Here is a 14,707-nt window from a genome sequence, read left to right as displayed (position 1 = left end):
GATGAACACATCCACCAAGTTCGGCGGTTTCGCCCTCGGCCTCGCGGCGGTCTTCGGGATCGCTGTCGCAACCGGCGCGGTCATCGGACCCGATCCCGCCGAACCCGCCGCACACAACTCGGGAACACACGACCGACCCGCCGAACAGGGCGAGGCCCACTCAGAAGCACTACCTGGAGGAATGATGACGACCGAGCGCGGATACACCCTGCGGCTCGACACCACACAGGCCGCACCGGCACCGAACGTGCCGCTTCGCTTTCGCATCCTGGACCAGAACGGGGCGGCCGTCACTCGCTATGTGCGCAGCCACGACAAGGATCTGCATCTGATCGTCGTGCGCCGCGACATGGTCGCCTTCCAGCACGTGCATCCGGTGCTGGGCACAGACGGGACCTGGAGCGTCCCCCTCGATCTCACCCGAGCGGGCGACTACCGGGTATTCGCCGACTTCACCCCGCAGGGTGGCGAGAACCTGACCCTGGGCGCGGATCTGCGGGTGGCGGGTAAGTACGACCCGCAACAACTCCCGGCCGCGACCACCACCGCGACGGTCGGCGATTACACCGTGACACTGGACGGCGTCGTCGTCCCCGGCCGACCGTCGACGGTGACCCTGTCGGTGCATCGCGGCGGCAAGCCGGTCACCGATCTGCAGCCCTACCTCGGGGCCTACGGCCACCTGGTGGCACTGCGCGCCGCCGACCTCGGTTACCTGCACGTCCATCCGGAGGGCCACCCCGGCGACGGCGTGACCCAGGCCGGACCCGGCATCACCTTCGCGCTCACCGCGCCGAGCGCGGGCGACTACCGCCTGTTCCTCGACTTCCAGCACGAGGGTGTGGTCCGCACCGCCGAGTTCACCCTGACCGTCGCCCAGGGCACCCCCGCCGCAAGCGCCACCACGCACACCGAACACACTGATCAGCAGCTGGTGCCGGGCGGCCACAGCCACTGACCCGTCGATCCACCACCGCCCGCACAGAACGGAGCACCCACGATGACCACCGCGACACAACCACCGCCCTCCGGGCAGGTCGAGCTGGTGATCGGTGGCATGACCTGCGCGTCCTGCGCCGCTCGCATCGAGAAGAAGCTGAACAAGCTCGACGGCGTCACCGCGACGGTGAACTACGCCACCGAGAAGGCGCGCGTCGAGGTCACCGGCGACATCTCGCCGGATGACCTGATCGCCACCGTTGAGCAGGCCGGCTACACCGCGTCCCTGCCCGCCCCACCGAAGCCGCGGGAAATCGCGCCCGCCGAGGAAGATCCGGCCGCCGCGCTACGGACCCGCTTGCTGGTCTCGCTGGTGCTGTCTATACCGGTGGTCGCCATGGCGATGATCCCGGCGTTGCAGTTCACCAATTGGCAGTGGCTCTCGCTGACTCTCGCCGCGCCGGTCGTGGTGTGGGGCGCGCTGCCGTTCCACCGTGCCGCGTGGACCAACCTGCGCCACGCAACCGCGACCATGGACACGTTGATCTCGATGGGGACGCTCGCGGCGCTGGGCTGGTCGGTGTACGCGCTGTTCTGGGGCACCGCGGGAACACCGGGGATGACCCACCCGTTCGAGTTCACCATTTCCCGGATGGACGGCACCGGCAGCATCTACTTGGAGGCCGCGGCCGGTGTCACCACGTTCATCCTGGCCGGGCGCTTCTTCGAGGCGCGCGCCAAGCGGCGTGCGGGCGCGGCGCTGCGTGCTCTGCTCGAGTTGGGAGCCAAGGAAGTCTCGGTGCTGCGCAACGGAACCGAGCGGCGTATCCCGGTGGAGCAACTGACGGTCGGTGACCGGTTCGTGGTGCGGCCCGGCGAGAAGATCGCCACCGACGGCATCGTGGTGGAAGGTTCCTCGGCCGTCGACGCCTCGATGCTCACCGGCGAGTCGGTGCCGGTGGAGGTCGGCCCCGACGAGGCCGTGGTCGGCGCGACCGTGAACGTCGGCGGCCGGATCGTCGTACGCGCTATCCGAATCGGATCCGATACCCAGCTGGCGCAGATGGCGAAGCTGGTCGAGGACGCGCAGACCGGCAAGGCCCAAGCCCAGCGGCTGGCCGATCGGATCTCCGGGATCTTCGTGCCGATCGTGATCGCGCTGTCGGTCGCGACGCTCGGATTCTGGCTCGGCACCGGCGGATCGGTGGCGGCCGCGTTCACCGCCGCGGTGGCCGTGCTGATCATCGCTTGCCCGTGCGCGCTCGGGCTGGCCACGCCGACCGCGTTGATGGTGGGCACCGGACGCGGCGCACAGCTGGGCATCTTGATCAAAGGCCCCGAGGTATTGGAATCGACTCGGCGGGTGGACACGGTGGTGCTGGACAAGACCGGCACGGTCACCGCGGGCCGGATGACCCTGCTCGACGTCATCCCCGCCGAAGGCGAGCAGGTCTCGCGGATTCTGGAACTGGCTGGAGCGCTGGAGGATTCGTCCGAGCACCCGATCGCGCAGGCGATCGCCAAGGGCGCCCGCGAGCGGGTGGGCGAGCTGAAGCCCGTCGAAGGCTTCGCGAACGTCGAGGGACTCGGCGTGCAGGGAGTGGTGGACGGTCACGCCGTGGTGGTCGGCCGGGCCCGGCTGCTCGCCGACTGGTCCCAGCACCTGGGCGACGACCTGACGCAGGCGATGCGCGCGGCCGAGTCCGAGGGCAAGACCGCGGTCGCGGTGGGCTGGGACGGCACCGCGCGCGGTGTGCTCGTAGTCGCCGACGCGGTGAAACCGACCTCCGCCGAAGCGATTGCCCAGCTGCGCGCACTCGGCCTCACCCCGATCATGCTGACCGGCGACAACCAGGCCGCCGCGGAAGCGATCGCCGCGCAGGTGGGCATCGACGAGGTGATCGCCGAGGTGCTGCCGCAAGACAAGGTCGACACCGTCAAGCGGTTGCAAGCCGAGGGCAAGGTGGTCGCCATGGTGGGCGACGGCGTGAACGACGCCGCGGCGCTGGCCCAGGCCGACCTGGGTCTGGCCATGGGCACCGGCACCGACGTGGCCATCGAGGCGAGCGATCTGACCTTGGTCCGCGGCGACCTGCGGGCGGCGGCGGACGCGATCCGCCTTTCGCGCCGGACGCTCGCGACCATCAAGGGCAATCTGTTCTGGGCGTTCGCCTACAACGTGGCCGCGATCCCACTGGCCATAGCGGGCCTGCTGAACCCGATGCTCGCGGGGGCCGCGATGGCGTTCTCCTCGGTCTTCGTGGTCAGCAACAGCCTGCGGCTGCGGAGCTTCCGCTCGACTGCGCGATAAAACGAAAACACCGGACGGGACGGCGCACGGAGTGCCGTCCCGTCCGGGTATACGCCAGGAAGTCTTCATGTCGGTGTTCACCGGCAGCGCGGCGCGTGTGCTGCGGCATCCGGCGGCGCGAGCGGTAGCCCGGTGCGTCGCCGCATGCGTGCTCGCCGCCGCACACCGAGCCCTACGCGCGAGTGGCGAAGGTTCCGATAATGCATGCGCATAACGCCATGGGCGAGACTACCCCCGCGCAGCCGAATCCGAAAACGGAAGAGGAACTCAGCCGCGGATAGTCGTGACCGTAACGAGCGCGGGTTGGACGAACATGCCGTACACCTCGATCGAAACCGCGCCGGTCGGAGTCTCGCTGGCCCACTGGGCATGCTCGGTGATCCCCGCTCCCAGTGTCGCTTTGGCTTGCGGCGACCAGGCGACCGCCACCTGGCTCAGCGCCGGTCCGAGGTTCAGATTCGCGATCGCGGTGGACTCGGCGTGGTCGAAGTAGACCTCGGTGCCGCCGGGGAACGGGTTCAGCGCCACCGCGGAGGCGCTCGCGCCACCGAACGCCGCGGCCGACCCTCCCGCCGTCAGCGCGACCAAGACCGACATGACCCGACGACGCATCGAATCCCCTTTCCTTGTTGCCACACTGGGCAGTCATGCCACCCTTGCCCAGCGTCCACGGTTCGGCAATTTTATGTGACGCCAATCACATGACCGTCAGTGGGCTGCCACGCTCGCGTCCGCCACGAACGCGCTCGCATGATCGGCGGCCCACTCGGCGTAGGTGCGGGCGCGACCGAGGATGCGCCGCACGTCATCGGTGATGATCGCGTTGTTTCCGGCACGCACGTAGGCCTGTCCTGCCAGCGCCCCCTCGGCGAATTCGGCGGACATGCCGGACTCGAGCATGTACTCCCGCGCTTCGGATTCCGCGATGTCGACGACCTCCACCGGGTGTCCGACGACATCGGCCAAGGTCGCGGCCAGGTCATGGGTAGTGCGCAGTTCGGGGCCGGTAAGGGTATAGATCTTGCCCGCGTGCTCGGCGGAGACCAACGCCTCGACGGCGACCGCGGAGACGTCGCGGGGATCGATGACGCCCTGTGCACCAGCGCCGGTCAGGTTGGTCACGGGCTTCCCGGAACGAATGGCCTCGGCCCAGCTCAATGTGTTGGAGGCAAAGGAACTGGGGCGCAGGATGGTCCAGTCGACGCCGCTCTCTCGTGCGGCCTGCTCACCGGGCAAATGCCAAGTGCCTACGCGGCCGAGCCCCGTCTCGCCGGTACCGATGGCCGAAAGCTTGACGATGCGGCCGACCCCTGCCTCGCGCGCCGTGGTGATCAGCGCGCGGTCGGCGTCCACATATTCCGGGCCGAGCACACCGACGATGAACGCGGCCTCCGCGCCGTCCATGGCCGACCGTATGGATGCGAGATCGGTGTAGTCACCCCGCACTACTTCGACGCCCGCGGGCACTTTTGCGCGGCTCGGGTCCCTGGTGACGGCGCGAACCGGCACGTCCCGGTCGGCAAGCTGACGGACGATTTCACTCCCGATGGTGCCCGTGGCACCGGTGATCACGATCATGGGACAACCGTGCCGCGTGTCAGTACAGGTCCTCTAGGAAATTTCGGCACACCCGGCGAGGCGCGGACTGCCTACAGTGGATGCGGTGACCACCATGCTGCGCCCGCCGCCGGTCGTGACGGCCGACCTGGTCGAATCGTCCGAGCCCGCGCCGGAGTCGCTGCGACCGTGGCTGGCCGAACTCGGCCGGATCCCCACCGTGGTCGACCTGTCCGAACCGTTCGCGCACGTTCCGCAGACCTCGACCACCATCGTGCTGCGCGCCGAGCACGACGGTCCGCGCGACGCGCTCGTGGTCGGGCCGCAGACCAAGGCGATCTACTCGCGGGCGAACAAGCCAGCGGGCTGCGTGCGCCTGCGCCTGGCACCCGGGGCCATCCGCTCGTTGCTCGGCGTCCGGGCTGTGGATCTCACCGATCGAATCGTGCGGTTGGAGGATCTACCCGGCCCCGCCGCCCACCTCGCCACCGAGCTGGTCGAACTCTCGCCCGACGAAGTTGTTCCCTATCTCGAGGACCAGCTGCCACGCCGCGCTGCCGACGATCCGGCCCAGCGCGCCCACCGCCGCCTGCTCGCCACGGCGGTGGGCGCCATCGCCGACGACGACCCCGTTACCGTTCCCGAGCTCGCCGCGCGACTCGCAGTGAGCGAACGCCAACTCCGCAACCTGTTCACCAGCGGAATCGGCGTCTCCCCCAAGTTTTTCGCGCGCATAGACCGAGTTCGCAAAGTCCTATCCCAGGCAAGTGACACCCCGTGGGCCGACATCGCGGTCACCACCGGCTATTACGACCAATCCCACATGACGGCCGACTTCCGCAGTCTGATGGGTGTTCCACCCACATCGTTTATCCGGGGTGAAGTACCGGCCGCTACCCCCTGCGGCGTCCCTGTTCGTTCCTGAGAATCTCCGCGTCAGTGACGGCCGCAAGCTCGACGGGCTCCAAATACAACCGTTCACAAGGCAGCCGAGGCAGACCGTCAGCCCCGTCCGACAAGATCTCCACCGCATCTGGGTAATGAGCACGCCGCCACTCCTGCGCGAACGTCATCGCCGCTGTGAAGCACGCCGCGAACTCCAGCCGAAGCCCATGCCAGAACACACTCAAGCGCACATCCGGCTCCGACGGATTCGGCGACTCATCCCCGCTCACCGCACACCCGATTCCAGGGTGGAGATTTCGTTATCCGGCATACGGCATCACCCCTGAGCCCGCCAATTGGGCGGAACCTGGTCCGCCCACGCCCGAATCGCTTCGACGACAACTTGCCCGGAAGGGCGAAAGCTGTTGCGCGGCGGTATTATCCAGCACCGGATCGCGCCAACCGACGCGGTGGGAGACGGCAGCGCGATAGTCGCACCGGCCCGAGAGACCGACACGTCCAGCCGGAACAACTCGGCGAACAACCGCACATCGTCGGGAAGATCGGGCCTGATCAGATAGGTCCATCGCCCCGAACGTGGATGTCCGACAACAGGTCCCAGCGGACCGCCTCGGCTCTGAATGTGCGCTTTCACCGCCTGCCCGAGCCGAGTAGGCATCGTCATCGCCCAAACATGCCCGGCACGCACTACAATCCGGCCGCTCTCGGGCGGGTCGACCACCGCGGGCAGATCGCACTCCCGCCGATAGAACAGACACCGCGACCGCGGCGTATCCCCACAAGCTTCCATCCGTAGCCCCCAGCTCTCACATCGAAAGACGGTTGAAATGCGCCGGGCCCGGTCGGGTCTACTCCGATAGCCAACCATTCGGAGTTCAGCAGACGCGAAATCAGACGTGCGATTCAGACCGCTTCCTACCAGGCGCTACGTAGTAGTCTTGAGCCAATACGTAAGGCACGTAATCGATTTGCCGTCCACAAAGGTCCACAGAATCGGGTGCATGGATCGATGGAGAATCCTGGATTTCTGCTCCGCGCTGCCCGGCGAAGCCGAGGGGTCAGCCTGGCCGCGCTCGCGGCCAAGACGAACTACAGCAAGTCGTTGCTCGGCATGTTGGAGAACGGGCAGCGCGACGTGAAGCAAGAGCACATCATCGGCTACTCACGCGCTCTGAACATCCCCGTGCATGAGCTCACGGCACCACCGCAGGACCCGATCCGTGTCGCACACGAATGGTTGGTGGCCGACTCGGCACCCAAGACATGTGGTTCCGCTGGTCGACGCGTCGGCGATTCACTCGCCACCCAGATGGAACAACGTGTGGTCGAGCTGCGGCATATGGATGACAGCGTAGGTGGAAGGGACCTTTTTCCGCTGGTATCGGAGGAGTTCGAGAATGCCCGGAGTGTCATCACGGAGTGCAGCTACACCGAGCGGATAGGCAAGCGACTGCTGGTCGTCGCGGGTGAACTCGCACAACTCGCCGGGTGGGTGGCGAGCGACGCAGGTAGATACGGCGAAGCGCAGCGCCTGTACCTGAGCGGCGCATCGGCAGCGGATGACGCGGGAGACCGTGTCCTGACGGCGCAACTCCTGTCGAGCCTCAGCTACCAAATGGCCAATGTCGGCAATCCACAAGAAGCAGCGTTGCTAGCACGTACCGCTGTCAAGGGAGCACCTCATGCGCCGCCAACAGTCCGGTCATTGCTCGTGGACCGCTTGGCCTGGGCATGCGCACGCTCACGCGATCGCGAGGAGGCGAAACGTGCTCTCGACGCGGTGGATGACGCATACGACCGCCGTTCGGCCGACGTTCCTGAGCCCGAGTGGGTGTATTGGATGGACCGTACAGAGATAGACGTCATGGCGGGTAGATGCTTTGTCGAACTGGGCGAACCGGCCAAGGCAAGTCCCCTTTTGTCCAGAGCCATCGGACAACTATCCGATGACCGAGTCCGTGAGGTAGCCCTGTACCGCACTTGGCTCGCGGAGTCGTTCCTGAAGACCCGCGATCTGGACGCAGCACACGCAACCATCCAAGAGGCCCGGACAGCCGCCGACACCGCCCACTCGACCCGCCTCGACCGGCGCATTGCCGAAATCGAAGCAATGCTGGCCTGAGCCACTCGATGTACGGCGAGTACAACCGAACCGAAATTCCGTACCGGATCGGGGGGCCAGGATGAGCCATCGACGCGACTACTACCGAGATCCCGACGCACCCGAGGCCAATAGTCTGGTTCCGGGTGGATCGGCTCTGATCATCGACGCTGACGGGGCGGTTCTCATGCAGCGCCGGGCCGACTCAGGTAACTGGTCTCTACCGGGCGGCACCATGGAGATCGGCGAGACTCTCGAACAGTGCGTCATCCGTGAGACCAAGGAAGAAACCGGCCTCGACATCGAAATCACCGGTCTACTCGGCATTTACACCGATCCGGAACACGTCATCGCCTACACCGACGGCGCGGTACGGCAGGAATTCAACGTCACGTACTACGCCCAGGTGATCGGCGGCCAACTAGCGGTCAGCGACGAGTCCACCGACGTTCGTTTCATTCATCCGGAGCAGCTACGAGACGAGCCAGTACACGACACCGTCCGGCTCCGCTTGCGGCATCACACCGAAAAGCGAAAACACCCGTACCTAGGATGATCTGCTTGCCAACCTCTGTGCCCTGCCCCCAGCTGGAACTTCGAACGCAACCACAGCCGGTCGACCACGCTGGAAAGACGCGGTTCTGACGAACTGCGGGAGGTAAGCCGGGTACGGCACCCGACGTGCCCAGCACCGCCAGGGGAAAACAGTGGTAGGTAGTGCATGGCTCGAGGCTTCAGGCAGAAAATTCTTTGGCGATGCCGCGTAGGTAAGTACACCCTCCATAGGTTTACTGAGGCAGTGCTGGGCACGCTGAGTGCCGTACCCGACTTACCTTCCGCCGTCGATCGCACGCCCAATTCCCAGCTCAGTCAACCGGCTGTGGTTGCGTTGTAGAACCCGAGCATCGAGCGGAGTCAAATGGCGGCTTTCGACCACGAGACAGCAGCCATTTGACTACCGTCGATCGCAGGGAGGACGTGCCCGCAGCAGCTAGGCCCGGCCTGGAATGCGGCGGCCGGCCTTGGCTCGGCGCCTGGCCATTTCCTCGCGTTCCAGGACAGCCGCCTCCGCGAGAGTGGGTGCGGTGCCGCCGAGCCGTGCGGGAACCCAGCGGGCTCCTTCCGGCATCGGGTAGTTCCGCTGGGCGTCTTCCAGTAGTTCGTCCATGCGGCTGCGCAAGGTGGCGGTGAGGTGTTCGGCCGGTTCGGCGGGTGGGATCGGGGCGCCGATGCGGATATTGATCGGGAAGTTGTGGCGGCCCAGTTGTTTCGGGATGTCCTTGGTCCAGATGCGGTGTGCGCCCCAGATGATCAGCGGAATGATCGGGACGTCGGCTTCGATGGACATGCGGGCCGCGCCGGACTTGAATTCCTTCAGCTCGAAACTGCGGCTGATCGTCGCCTCGGGATAGACCACGACCAATTCGCCGTCCCGCAGCGCGGTCACCGCGCGGGCGTACGACTCCGCGCCCGCGGTGCGATCGACGCCGATCGCCTTGCAGTGCTTCATGAGGAAACCGATGATGCCGTGTTCGAGTTCGGCCTTCATCATGAATCGGACGTTGCGGCCGGACTTGCGCCCGACCAGCCCGACTTCCATGAAGTCCAGATAGGCGGTGTGGTTGACGGCGAGCACCGCGCCGCCGGAACGGGGAATGTGCTCTTGGCCTTCGATATCGATGCGCAGGCCCTGCGCCAGGAAAATGGTGCGGGCCAGGCCGGTGAGAATGTCGTAAACCGGTTCCCGCGCCATTGCAACTCCCGTTACTGCTCCGCCGCGTTCTTGCGAGCGGCCTTCTCCTTCGCCTCGGCGGCATCCATCGCGTCCGCCTCTTCCAGGGTAGGAGCGCTGCCGCCGAGCCGGGCGGGCACCCAATACGCGCCGGGCTCGTGCACGTAGTCCTTCTGCAGATCGAGCAGCATCTCCTGCATGGTCGAGCGCAGCTTGGCGGTGAGTTCGGCGGCGGGCTCGAACGGCTGGATCGGTTCGCCGACCGCGATCGAGATGGGCGTGTTGGTGCGGCCGAGGCGTTTCGGGAAGCCTTTGGTCCACACCCGCTGCGCACCCCAGATGACGATCGGGATGATCGGCACCTCCGCCTCGATGGCCATGCGCGCCGCGCCCGATTTGAATGCCTTGATCTCGAAGCTGCGGCTGATGGTCGCCTCGGGGTACACGCCGACCAGCTCACCGCGGCGCAGATATTCCACCGCGGCCTGGTACGAATCGGCGCCCGCCGAGCGGTCCACCGGAATGTGCTTGAGCGCCCGCATGATCGGACCGGAGATCTTGTCGTCGAAGACCTCCTTCTTGGCCATGAAGCGGATGTACCGCTTCGGGGTGCGCACCGGCAGGCCCGCGTAGGTGAAGTCCATGTAGCCGGTGTGGTTCACCGCCAACACGGCGCCACCCCGCGCGGGGATATGTTCATCGCCCTTGACGGTGAACTTCAGACCTTCGAGAAAGAAGACGGTACGGGCCAGCCCGATGATCGTCCGATAGACGGGTTCCACAAGTCCGCTAGCGTAGTCGCTGATCGTCCCCTCCGGCAGTGCTCGCCGTCGCATGCGGCACCGGATCGAGGACGCCTGAGCAGCCCTAACCGCACGCCCTTAGAGAAGAGGATCGTCGAAGTGGAACGCGCCCGACCGATACCGCGCGAATTCGACCACAGCTCAGCACGCGATCGGATTCGGGCTTCAGCGAACCCGGGCCAACCGACGTCCACAGCCGCGCACCCGACGCGCCAGAGCATCCGACCAGGTGGAGCAGCGCTGATCGGTCCGGAATCATCGCCTATGGGGCAACCGACGTGCATCCCCACGCACTCGACTCCGCGCCGGGGCGGCCGACCGCGTATGCGCGCAGCGATGATCGGCCTGGCCCTGATCGGCGCGGGTGCGCTGACCGGCTGCGATTCCGTCGCCGGCATCCCCGACGAGAGCACCCCACAGTCGGCCCCGCGCACGACGCCGCCCGCCGCCGTCCCGGCGACAGCGGCGCCGAGCACCCCGTCGTTGCCGCCGGTACCCGCCGACGCTCCCCCGGTCGGCGCGGTCTCGGGACTGCCCGCCGCGGCGACCGCCGTGCAGCGCTGGGCCGCCGATCTGAGAACGCACAGCATCGCCGATATGCAGGAGAAGTGCTGGACCATCGCGCCGAAGAACGTGGCCGACATGTACGACGACCAGCAGCCCATCCTGGCCGCTTTGGCCCAGCCGGGCACGGCGACGACGGACGCCGTCGTCTGGCAGAGCGGAACCACCACGGTCGCCGTCGACCGCGCCGAGATCGAGACCGGCTACGCCTGTCCGCGCGTCACCGCGGCGGGCACGGACGTCACCTACAACGACGCCGACGCCAGGCACACCGTGCGCCGCTACCTGTCCCGCTTCGTCGGATCTCCGCTCGACCCGGCCGACAAGGAGGGCACCTACCCGCTGGTGTGCAAGGCGTCCCCAGCCAGCTGGGATCCCACCGCCACTGGACGCCCGATCCCGGCCCCCCTTGCCAACAACCAGGGCATGCTGACCGGGACCACCGAGTTCGCCGACCAGCAGATCCGCTCGGAGCAGTTGAACGCCGAGTACGTCGCGGTGCTCGTCCCGGTGACCAACTCCGCGGGTGTGACGCAGACCCGCACCTTCACCCTGCGATCCGGGCCGGACGGCTACTGCATCGGCGACGTCTCGCCGTAACTACTACCCTGGTTGGCTGGTAACAGCAGGAGGAGCAGCTAGTGCAGATCACCAGCGTCGGACACGCCGGATTCCACATCCGCACCGCGGCCGGGTCGATCCTTTGCGACCCCTGGGTGAACCCCGCGTACTTCGGTTCGTGGTTCCCGTTCCCCGACAACACCCAGCTCGATTGGGACGAGCTGGGCGCATGCGACTTCCTGTACGTCTCGCATCTGCACCGCGACCATTTCGACGCGAAGACGCTGGCCGAGCACGTCAACAAGGACGCGACCGTGCTGCTGCCGGACTATCCGGTGCCGGACTTGAAGCGCGAACTGGAGCACCTGGGGTTCCACAAGTTCTTCGAGACGGAAGACTCGGTCAAGCACACGGTCACCGGTCCGGGTGGCGACTTGGACATCATGATCATCGCGCTGCGCGCGCCCGCCGACGGCCCGATCGGCGACTCCGGGCTGGTTGTCTCCGACGGCGAGACCACCTGCTTCAACATGAACGACGCCCGCCCGGTCGACATGGACGTGCTGCACGACGCGTTCGGCCACGTCGACATCCACCTGCTGCAATACTCGGGCGCGATCTGGTACCCGATGGTCTACGACATCCCGGCCCGCACCAAGTCGAACTTCGGCAAGCAGAAGCGGCAGCGCGGCATGGACCGGGCCCGCAGCTACATCGAACAGGTCGGGGCGACCTGGGTAGTGCCGTCGGCGGGTCCGCCGGTGTTTCTGGACGACGAGCTGCGCTACCTCAACGATGATCGCGGCGACGAGGGCAACATCTTCCCCGACCAGAAGGTGTTCCTGGAGCAGATGGAGATCCACGGCAACGCGGGCGGGATCCTGATGATCCCGGGCTCGGTCGCCGACGTCCGCGGCGCCGAATTGACCCTGACCCATCCGAGCGACCCCGCCGAGATCTACGACAACAAGGCCGAGTACATCGAGCGGATGGCGCAGCGCCTCGCGCCCGTGCTGGAAGCCGAGAAGGCGACCTGGGCCACCGGCGATGGCGCGCTGCTCGAACCGCTGCAGAAGCTGTTCGAACCGATCATGGCGCAGAGCGACCTGATCTGCGACGGCATCGGTTACCCGGTCGGTCTGGTGATCGGCGAGGAAACCGTGGTGCTGGACTTCCCCAAGCGCACGGTGCGCGGACCCATCGAGGGCGAGGGCCGCTACCGCTACGGCTTCCGCATCGCGCCGGAACTGGTGCGCACGGTGCTGCGCGACCAGGAGCCGGACTGGGTGAACACCATCTTTCTGTCCACCCGCTTCCAAGCCTGGCGTATCGGCGGGTACAACGAGTTCCTCTACACCTTCTTCAAGTGCCTCACCGACGAGCGGATCGCCTACGCCGACGGCTGGTTCGCCGAGGCGCACGACGATTCCGCCTCCACCGAACTCGGCGGCTGGGAAGTGCAGCGGCGCTGCCCGCACCTGAAGGCGGACCTGTCGAAGTTCGGCGTGGTGGACGGCAACACGCTCACCTGCAACCTGCACGGCTGGCAGTGGGACCTGGAGTCCGGGCGCTGCAAGACCTCCAAGGGACACGAACTGCGCTCGCGCAAGCTGGGCTGAGTGCCTACTTCCGGTCAGCGATTCCGCACTGACCGGAAGTACCCGCTAGCAAATCAACAGTTAAAATTCCACCTCGCGGATGAGCCGCGACGACCACGGACACCACATGCAACCCGGCAGGAACGCGCCACACGCCTCATCGAGGTGGTCGTTGACGTACGGGATGCTGGCGTCGCAGACCTCGATGGCCATGGTGAAGAAGGTGATGGTGTCCGGGTCCAGGTAGAAATCCCAGCCCGGGTTGTAGGGCACCGGATTCTTCCTGATCCTGCCCATGACGTGTACGGACATCGTCTCCTCGCCCATCAGGATGCGGCGGGCTTCCGCGATCCTCTGCTCGTTGGTCAGCTCGATGACGAACTCTTTCTCCGAGTTGTCCGTGAATGCGAAGTACGCCATGTCTTATCCCCTTTTGTCGATGGAGGGCGGTTCCGCACCGGTGCGCCTCGATCCTATCGGTGGACAACCGAGTTTCTGCCCGAAATGCCAGACACAGCAAATAATCAGTAAATCGATTGTTATCAGTATCGGAAAGAATGTACGCCCCGAAAGTCAGCTGGAAATCCCGGCAGGGATGTCGCTGCGCTCGGGCCAACGGGGGCGGCGCGCTGGTTTCACCGTGCTGATCAGCTCGCGGATGGCGATACCGCCCCTGGCCACGGGGGCCGCGACGCGTCCGTCGGGATCGATCAGGACGGCGGACGGGGTGCCGCGCACCCGATACCGCAGGGCCGCCTCGTTGCTCTGCTGCACGAGCGAAGGGATCTCGCCGAGCCCGTGTTCCATGCCCCACGCGGCCTGTTCGGCGGCGTCACCGTTACCTACCGCCACGATGGCCAGGACATCGCGCGTCCGCGCATGCCAGCGTGGCAATTCCTCGGCCAGCGCCGCGCACAGCTCACAACCCGGATGCACGAATACCAGCAGGACCGACCGGTCGCCGGCCAGCAGATCTTCCAGCGTGGTCTTCCCGCCCACGGCGTCGAGCAGTGCGAACTCCGGCGCCACGGAACCCACCGGCAGACCCTCCGCGCCCAACGTGGACAACGCCTGCTGATCGACCCTGCGCCGCAGCACGCGCAGTTGCCCCGCCAACCACGCCAGCACCGCCGACAGTGCGGCGACTACCGCACAACCGATCGCGTCGTCGACGGGCGAGCCCATCGGCACGCGCGGATGCGTCAGCGCGCCGACACCGACCGCCGCGGCGAGCGCTAGGAGAACGCCATTGCGTACCAGTGTCTTCGGGCCGATCGGCACCGCGCTCGCGGTTCCGAAGCATGAGCACGAGGGCCGCTCACCGCGACGTAGCAGGCGCCCGATCACCACCGTGAACACGCCGAGCAGCAGCAGCGCTGCCACCGCGGCCGCACCCGACACCCACGGAAGCACCACTCCGATCGCGATCATCGCCTCGGCGATCGGCAACCCCCATGCCACGGCGGGCACCCAGCGCAGCGGCACGCCGAAGTCGCCCATCGCCTGCCGGGCCGCACTCCGATCCGCCAGCTTGCCCCACGCCGACAACCCGAACACGACACACAGACAGAGCCGCGAAACCCACACCCCGTATTCGATCAGCATGAGCGCACCATCCCACACTCATGCGCTTTG

13 protein-coding genes are annotated in these 14,707 nt (G+C 66.5%); 7 read left to right on the top strand and 6 right to left on the bottom strand.

Annotation, left to right across the window (positions count from 1 at the left end; genetic code table 11):
- Position 1 precedes the first annotated feature (1 nt).
- Together ACWPXK_RS03170 and ACWPXK_RS03165 are read left to right on the top strand one after the other, a co-directional pair.
- Positions 2 to 958: a hypothetical protein gene (locus ACWPXK_RS03170; RefSeq protein WP_454194490.1), complete on the top strand. Its 957-nt coding sequence runs from the start codon at positions 2 to 4 to the stop codon at positions 956 to 958.
- A 42-nt stretch (positions 959 to 1,000) separates the two neighbouring features.
- Complete coding sequence (locus ACWPXK_RS03165) at positions 1,001 to 3,250, top strand: heavy metal translocating P-type ATPase (protein ID WP_454194489.1); 2,250 nt, start codon at positions 1,001 to 1,003, stop codon at positions 3,248 to 3,250.
- Between the two features lie 267 nt (positions 3,251 to 3,517).
- Here the strand turns inward: ACWPXK_RS03165 and ACWPXK_RS03160 are convergent, their stop codons facing one another.
- Both ACWPXK_RS03160 and ACWPXK_RS03155 read right to left on the bottom strand, forming a co-directional pair.
- Positions 3,518 to 3,862 carry a hypothetical protein gene (locus ACWPXK_RS03160; protein ID WP_454194488.1) on the bottom strand — a complete coding sequence of 115 codons (345 nt, stop codon included), beginning with the start codon at positions 3,860 to 3,862 and terminating at the stop codon, positions 3,518 to 3,520.
- A gap of 96 nt (positions 3,863 to 3,958) precedes the next feature.
- On the bottom strand, positions 3,959 to 4,828 hold the full coding sequence (locus ACWPXK_RS03155; protein ID WP_454194487.1) for an NAD(P)H-binding protein: 870 nt from the start codon (positions 4,826 to 4,828) through the stop codon (positions 3,959 to 3,961).
- A gap of 94 nt (positions 4,829 to 4,922) precedes the next feature.
- On the opposite strand from ACWPXK_RS03155, the gene ACWPXK_RS03150 reads away from it, so the two are divergent.
- From ACWPXK_RS03150 to ACWPXK_RS03140, 3 genes are all read left to right on the top strand, one after another.
- A complete protein-coding gene (locus ACWPXK_RS03150) occupies positions 4,923 to 5,732 on the top strand; it encodes a helix-turn-helix domain-containing protein (RefSeq protein ID WP_454195421.1) in 810 nt (269 codons plus the stop codon).
- Between the two features lie 990 nt (positions 5,733 to 6,722).
- A complete protein-coding gene (locus ACWPXK_RS03145; RefSeq protein WP_454194486.1) occupies positions 6,723 to 7,835 on the top strand; it encodes a helix-turn-helix domain-containing protein in 1,113 nt (370 codons plus the stop codon).
- Positions 7,836 to 7,896: 61 nt separating this feature from the next.
- Positions 7,897 to 8,370 (top strand): NUDIX domain-containing protein, encoded by a 474-nt coding sequence (locus ACWPXK_RS03140; protein WP_454194485.1) that lies wholly within the window; start codon positions 7,897 to 7,899, stop codon positions 8,368 to 8,370.
- A 435-nt stretch (positions 8,371 to 8,805) separates the two neighbouring features.
- On the opposite strand, the gene ACWPXK_RS03135 is transcribed toward ACWPXK_RS03140, so the two are convergent.
- Both ACWPXK_RS03135 and ACWPXK_RS03130 read right to left on the bottom strand, forming a co-directional pair.
- Positions 8,806 to 9,567 carry a lysophospholipid acyltransferase family protein gene (locus tag ACWPXK_RS03135; RefSeq protein WP_454194484.1) on the bottom strand — a complete coding sequence of 254 codons (762 nt, stop codon included), beginning with the start codon at positions 9,565 to 9,567 and terminating at the stop codon, positions 8,806 to 8,808.
- An 11-nt stretch (positions 9,568 to 9,578) separates the two neighbouring features.
- Positions 9,579 to 10,328: a lysophospholipid acyltransferase family protein gene (locus tag ACWPXK_RS03130; RefSeq protein ID WP_454194483.1), complete on the bottom strand. Its 750-nt coding sequence runs from the start codon at positions 10,326 to 10,328 to the stop codon at positions 9,579 to 9,581.
- 357 nt (positions 10,329 to 10,685) lie between these two features.
- Between ACWPXK_RS03130 and ACWPXK_RS03125 the strand changes: the two genes are divergently transcribed.
- Positions 10,686 to 11,513 (top strand): hypothetical protein, encoded by an 828-nt coding sequence (locus tag ACWPXK_RS03125; protein WP_454194482.1) that lies wholly within the window; start codon positions 10,686 to 10,688, stop codon positions 11,511 to 11,513.
- Positions 11,514 to 11,554: 41 nt separating this feature from the next.
- The gene (locus ACWPXK_RS03120) at positions 11,555 to 13,093 is read left to right on the top strand and encodes a Rieske 2Fe-2S domain-containing protein (RefSeq protein ID WP_454194481.1); all 1,539 of its coding nucleotides are present in this window, start codon (positions 11,555 to 11,557) and stop codon (positions 13,091 to 13,093) included.
- 60 nt (positions 13,094 to 13,153) lie between these two features.
- On the opposite strand, the gene ACWPXK_RS03115 is transcribed toward ACWPXK_RS03120, so the two are convergent.
- Positions 13,154 to 13,492 carry a BP74-related protein gene (locus tag ACWPXK_RS03115; protein WP_454194480.1) on the bottom strand — a complete coding sequence of 113 codons (339 nt, stop codon included), beginning with the start codon at positions 13,490 to 13,492 and terminating at the stop codon, positions 13,154 to 13,156.
- A gap of 153 nt (positions 13,493 to 13,645) precedes the next feature.
- Positions 13,646 to 14,677 carry a TlpA family protein disulfide reductase gene (locus ACWPXK_RS03110; protein ID WP_454194479.1) on the bottom strand — a complete coding sequence of 344 codons (1,032 nt, stop codon included), beginning with the start codon at positions 14,675 to 14,677 and terminating at the stop codon, positions 13,646 to 13,648.
- Positions 14,678 to 14,707 lie beyond the last annotated feature (30 nt).

This window comes from Nocardia sp. Marseille-Q1738 (assembly GCF_965283145.1).
Note: the sequence above shows the minus strand (reverse complement) of the source record. Positions and strands in the feature narration are given on the sequence as shown.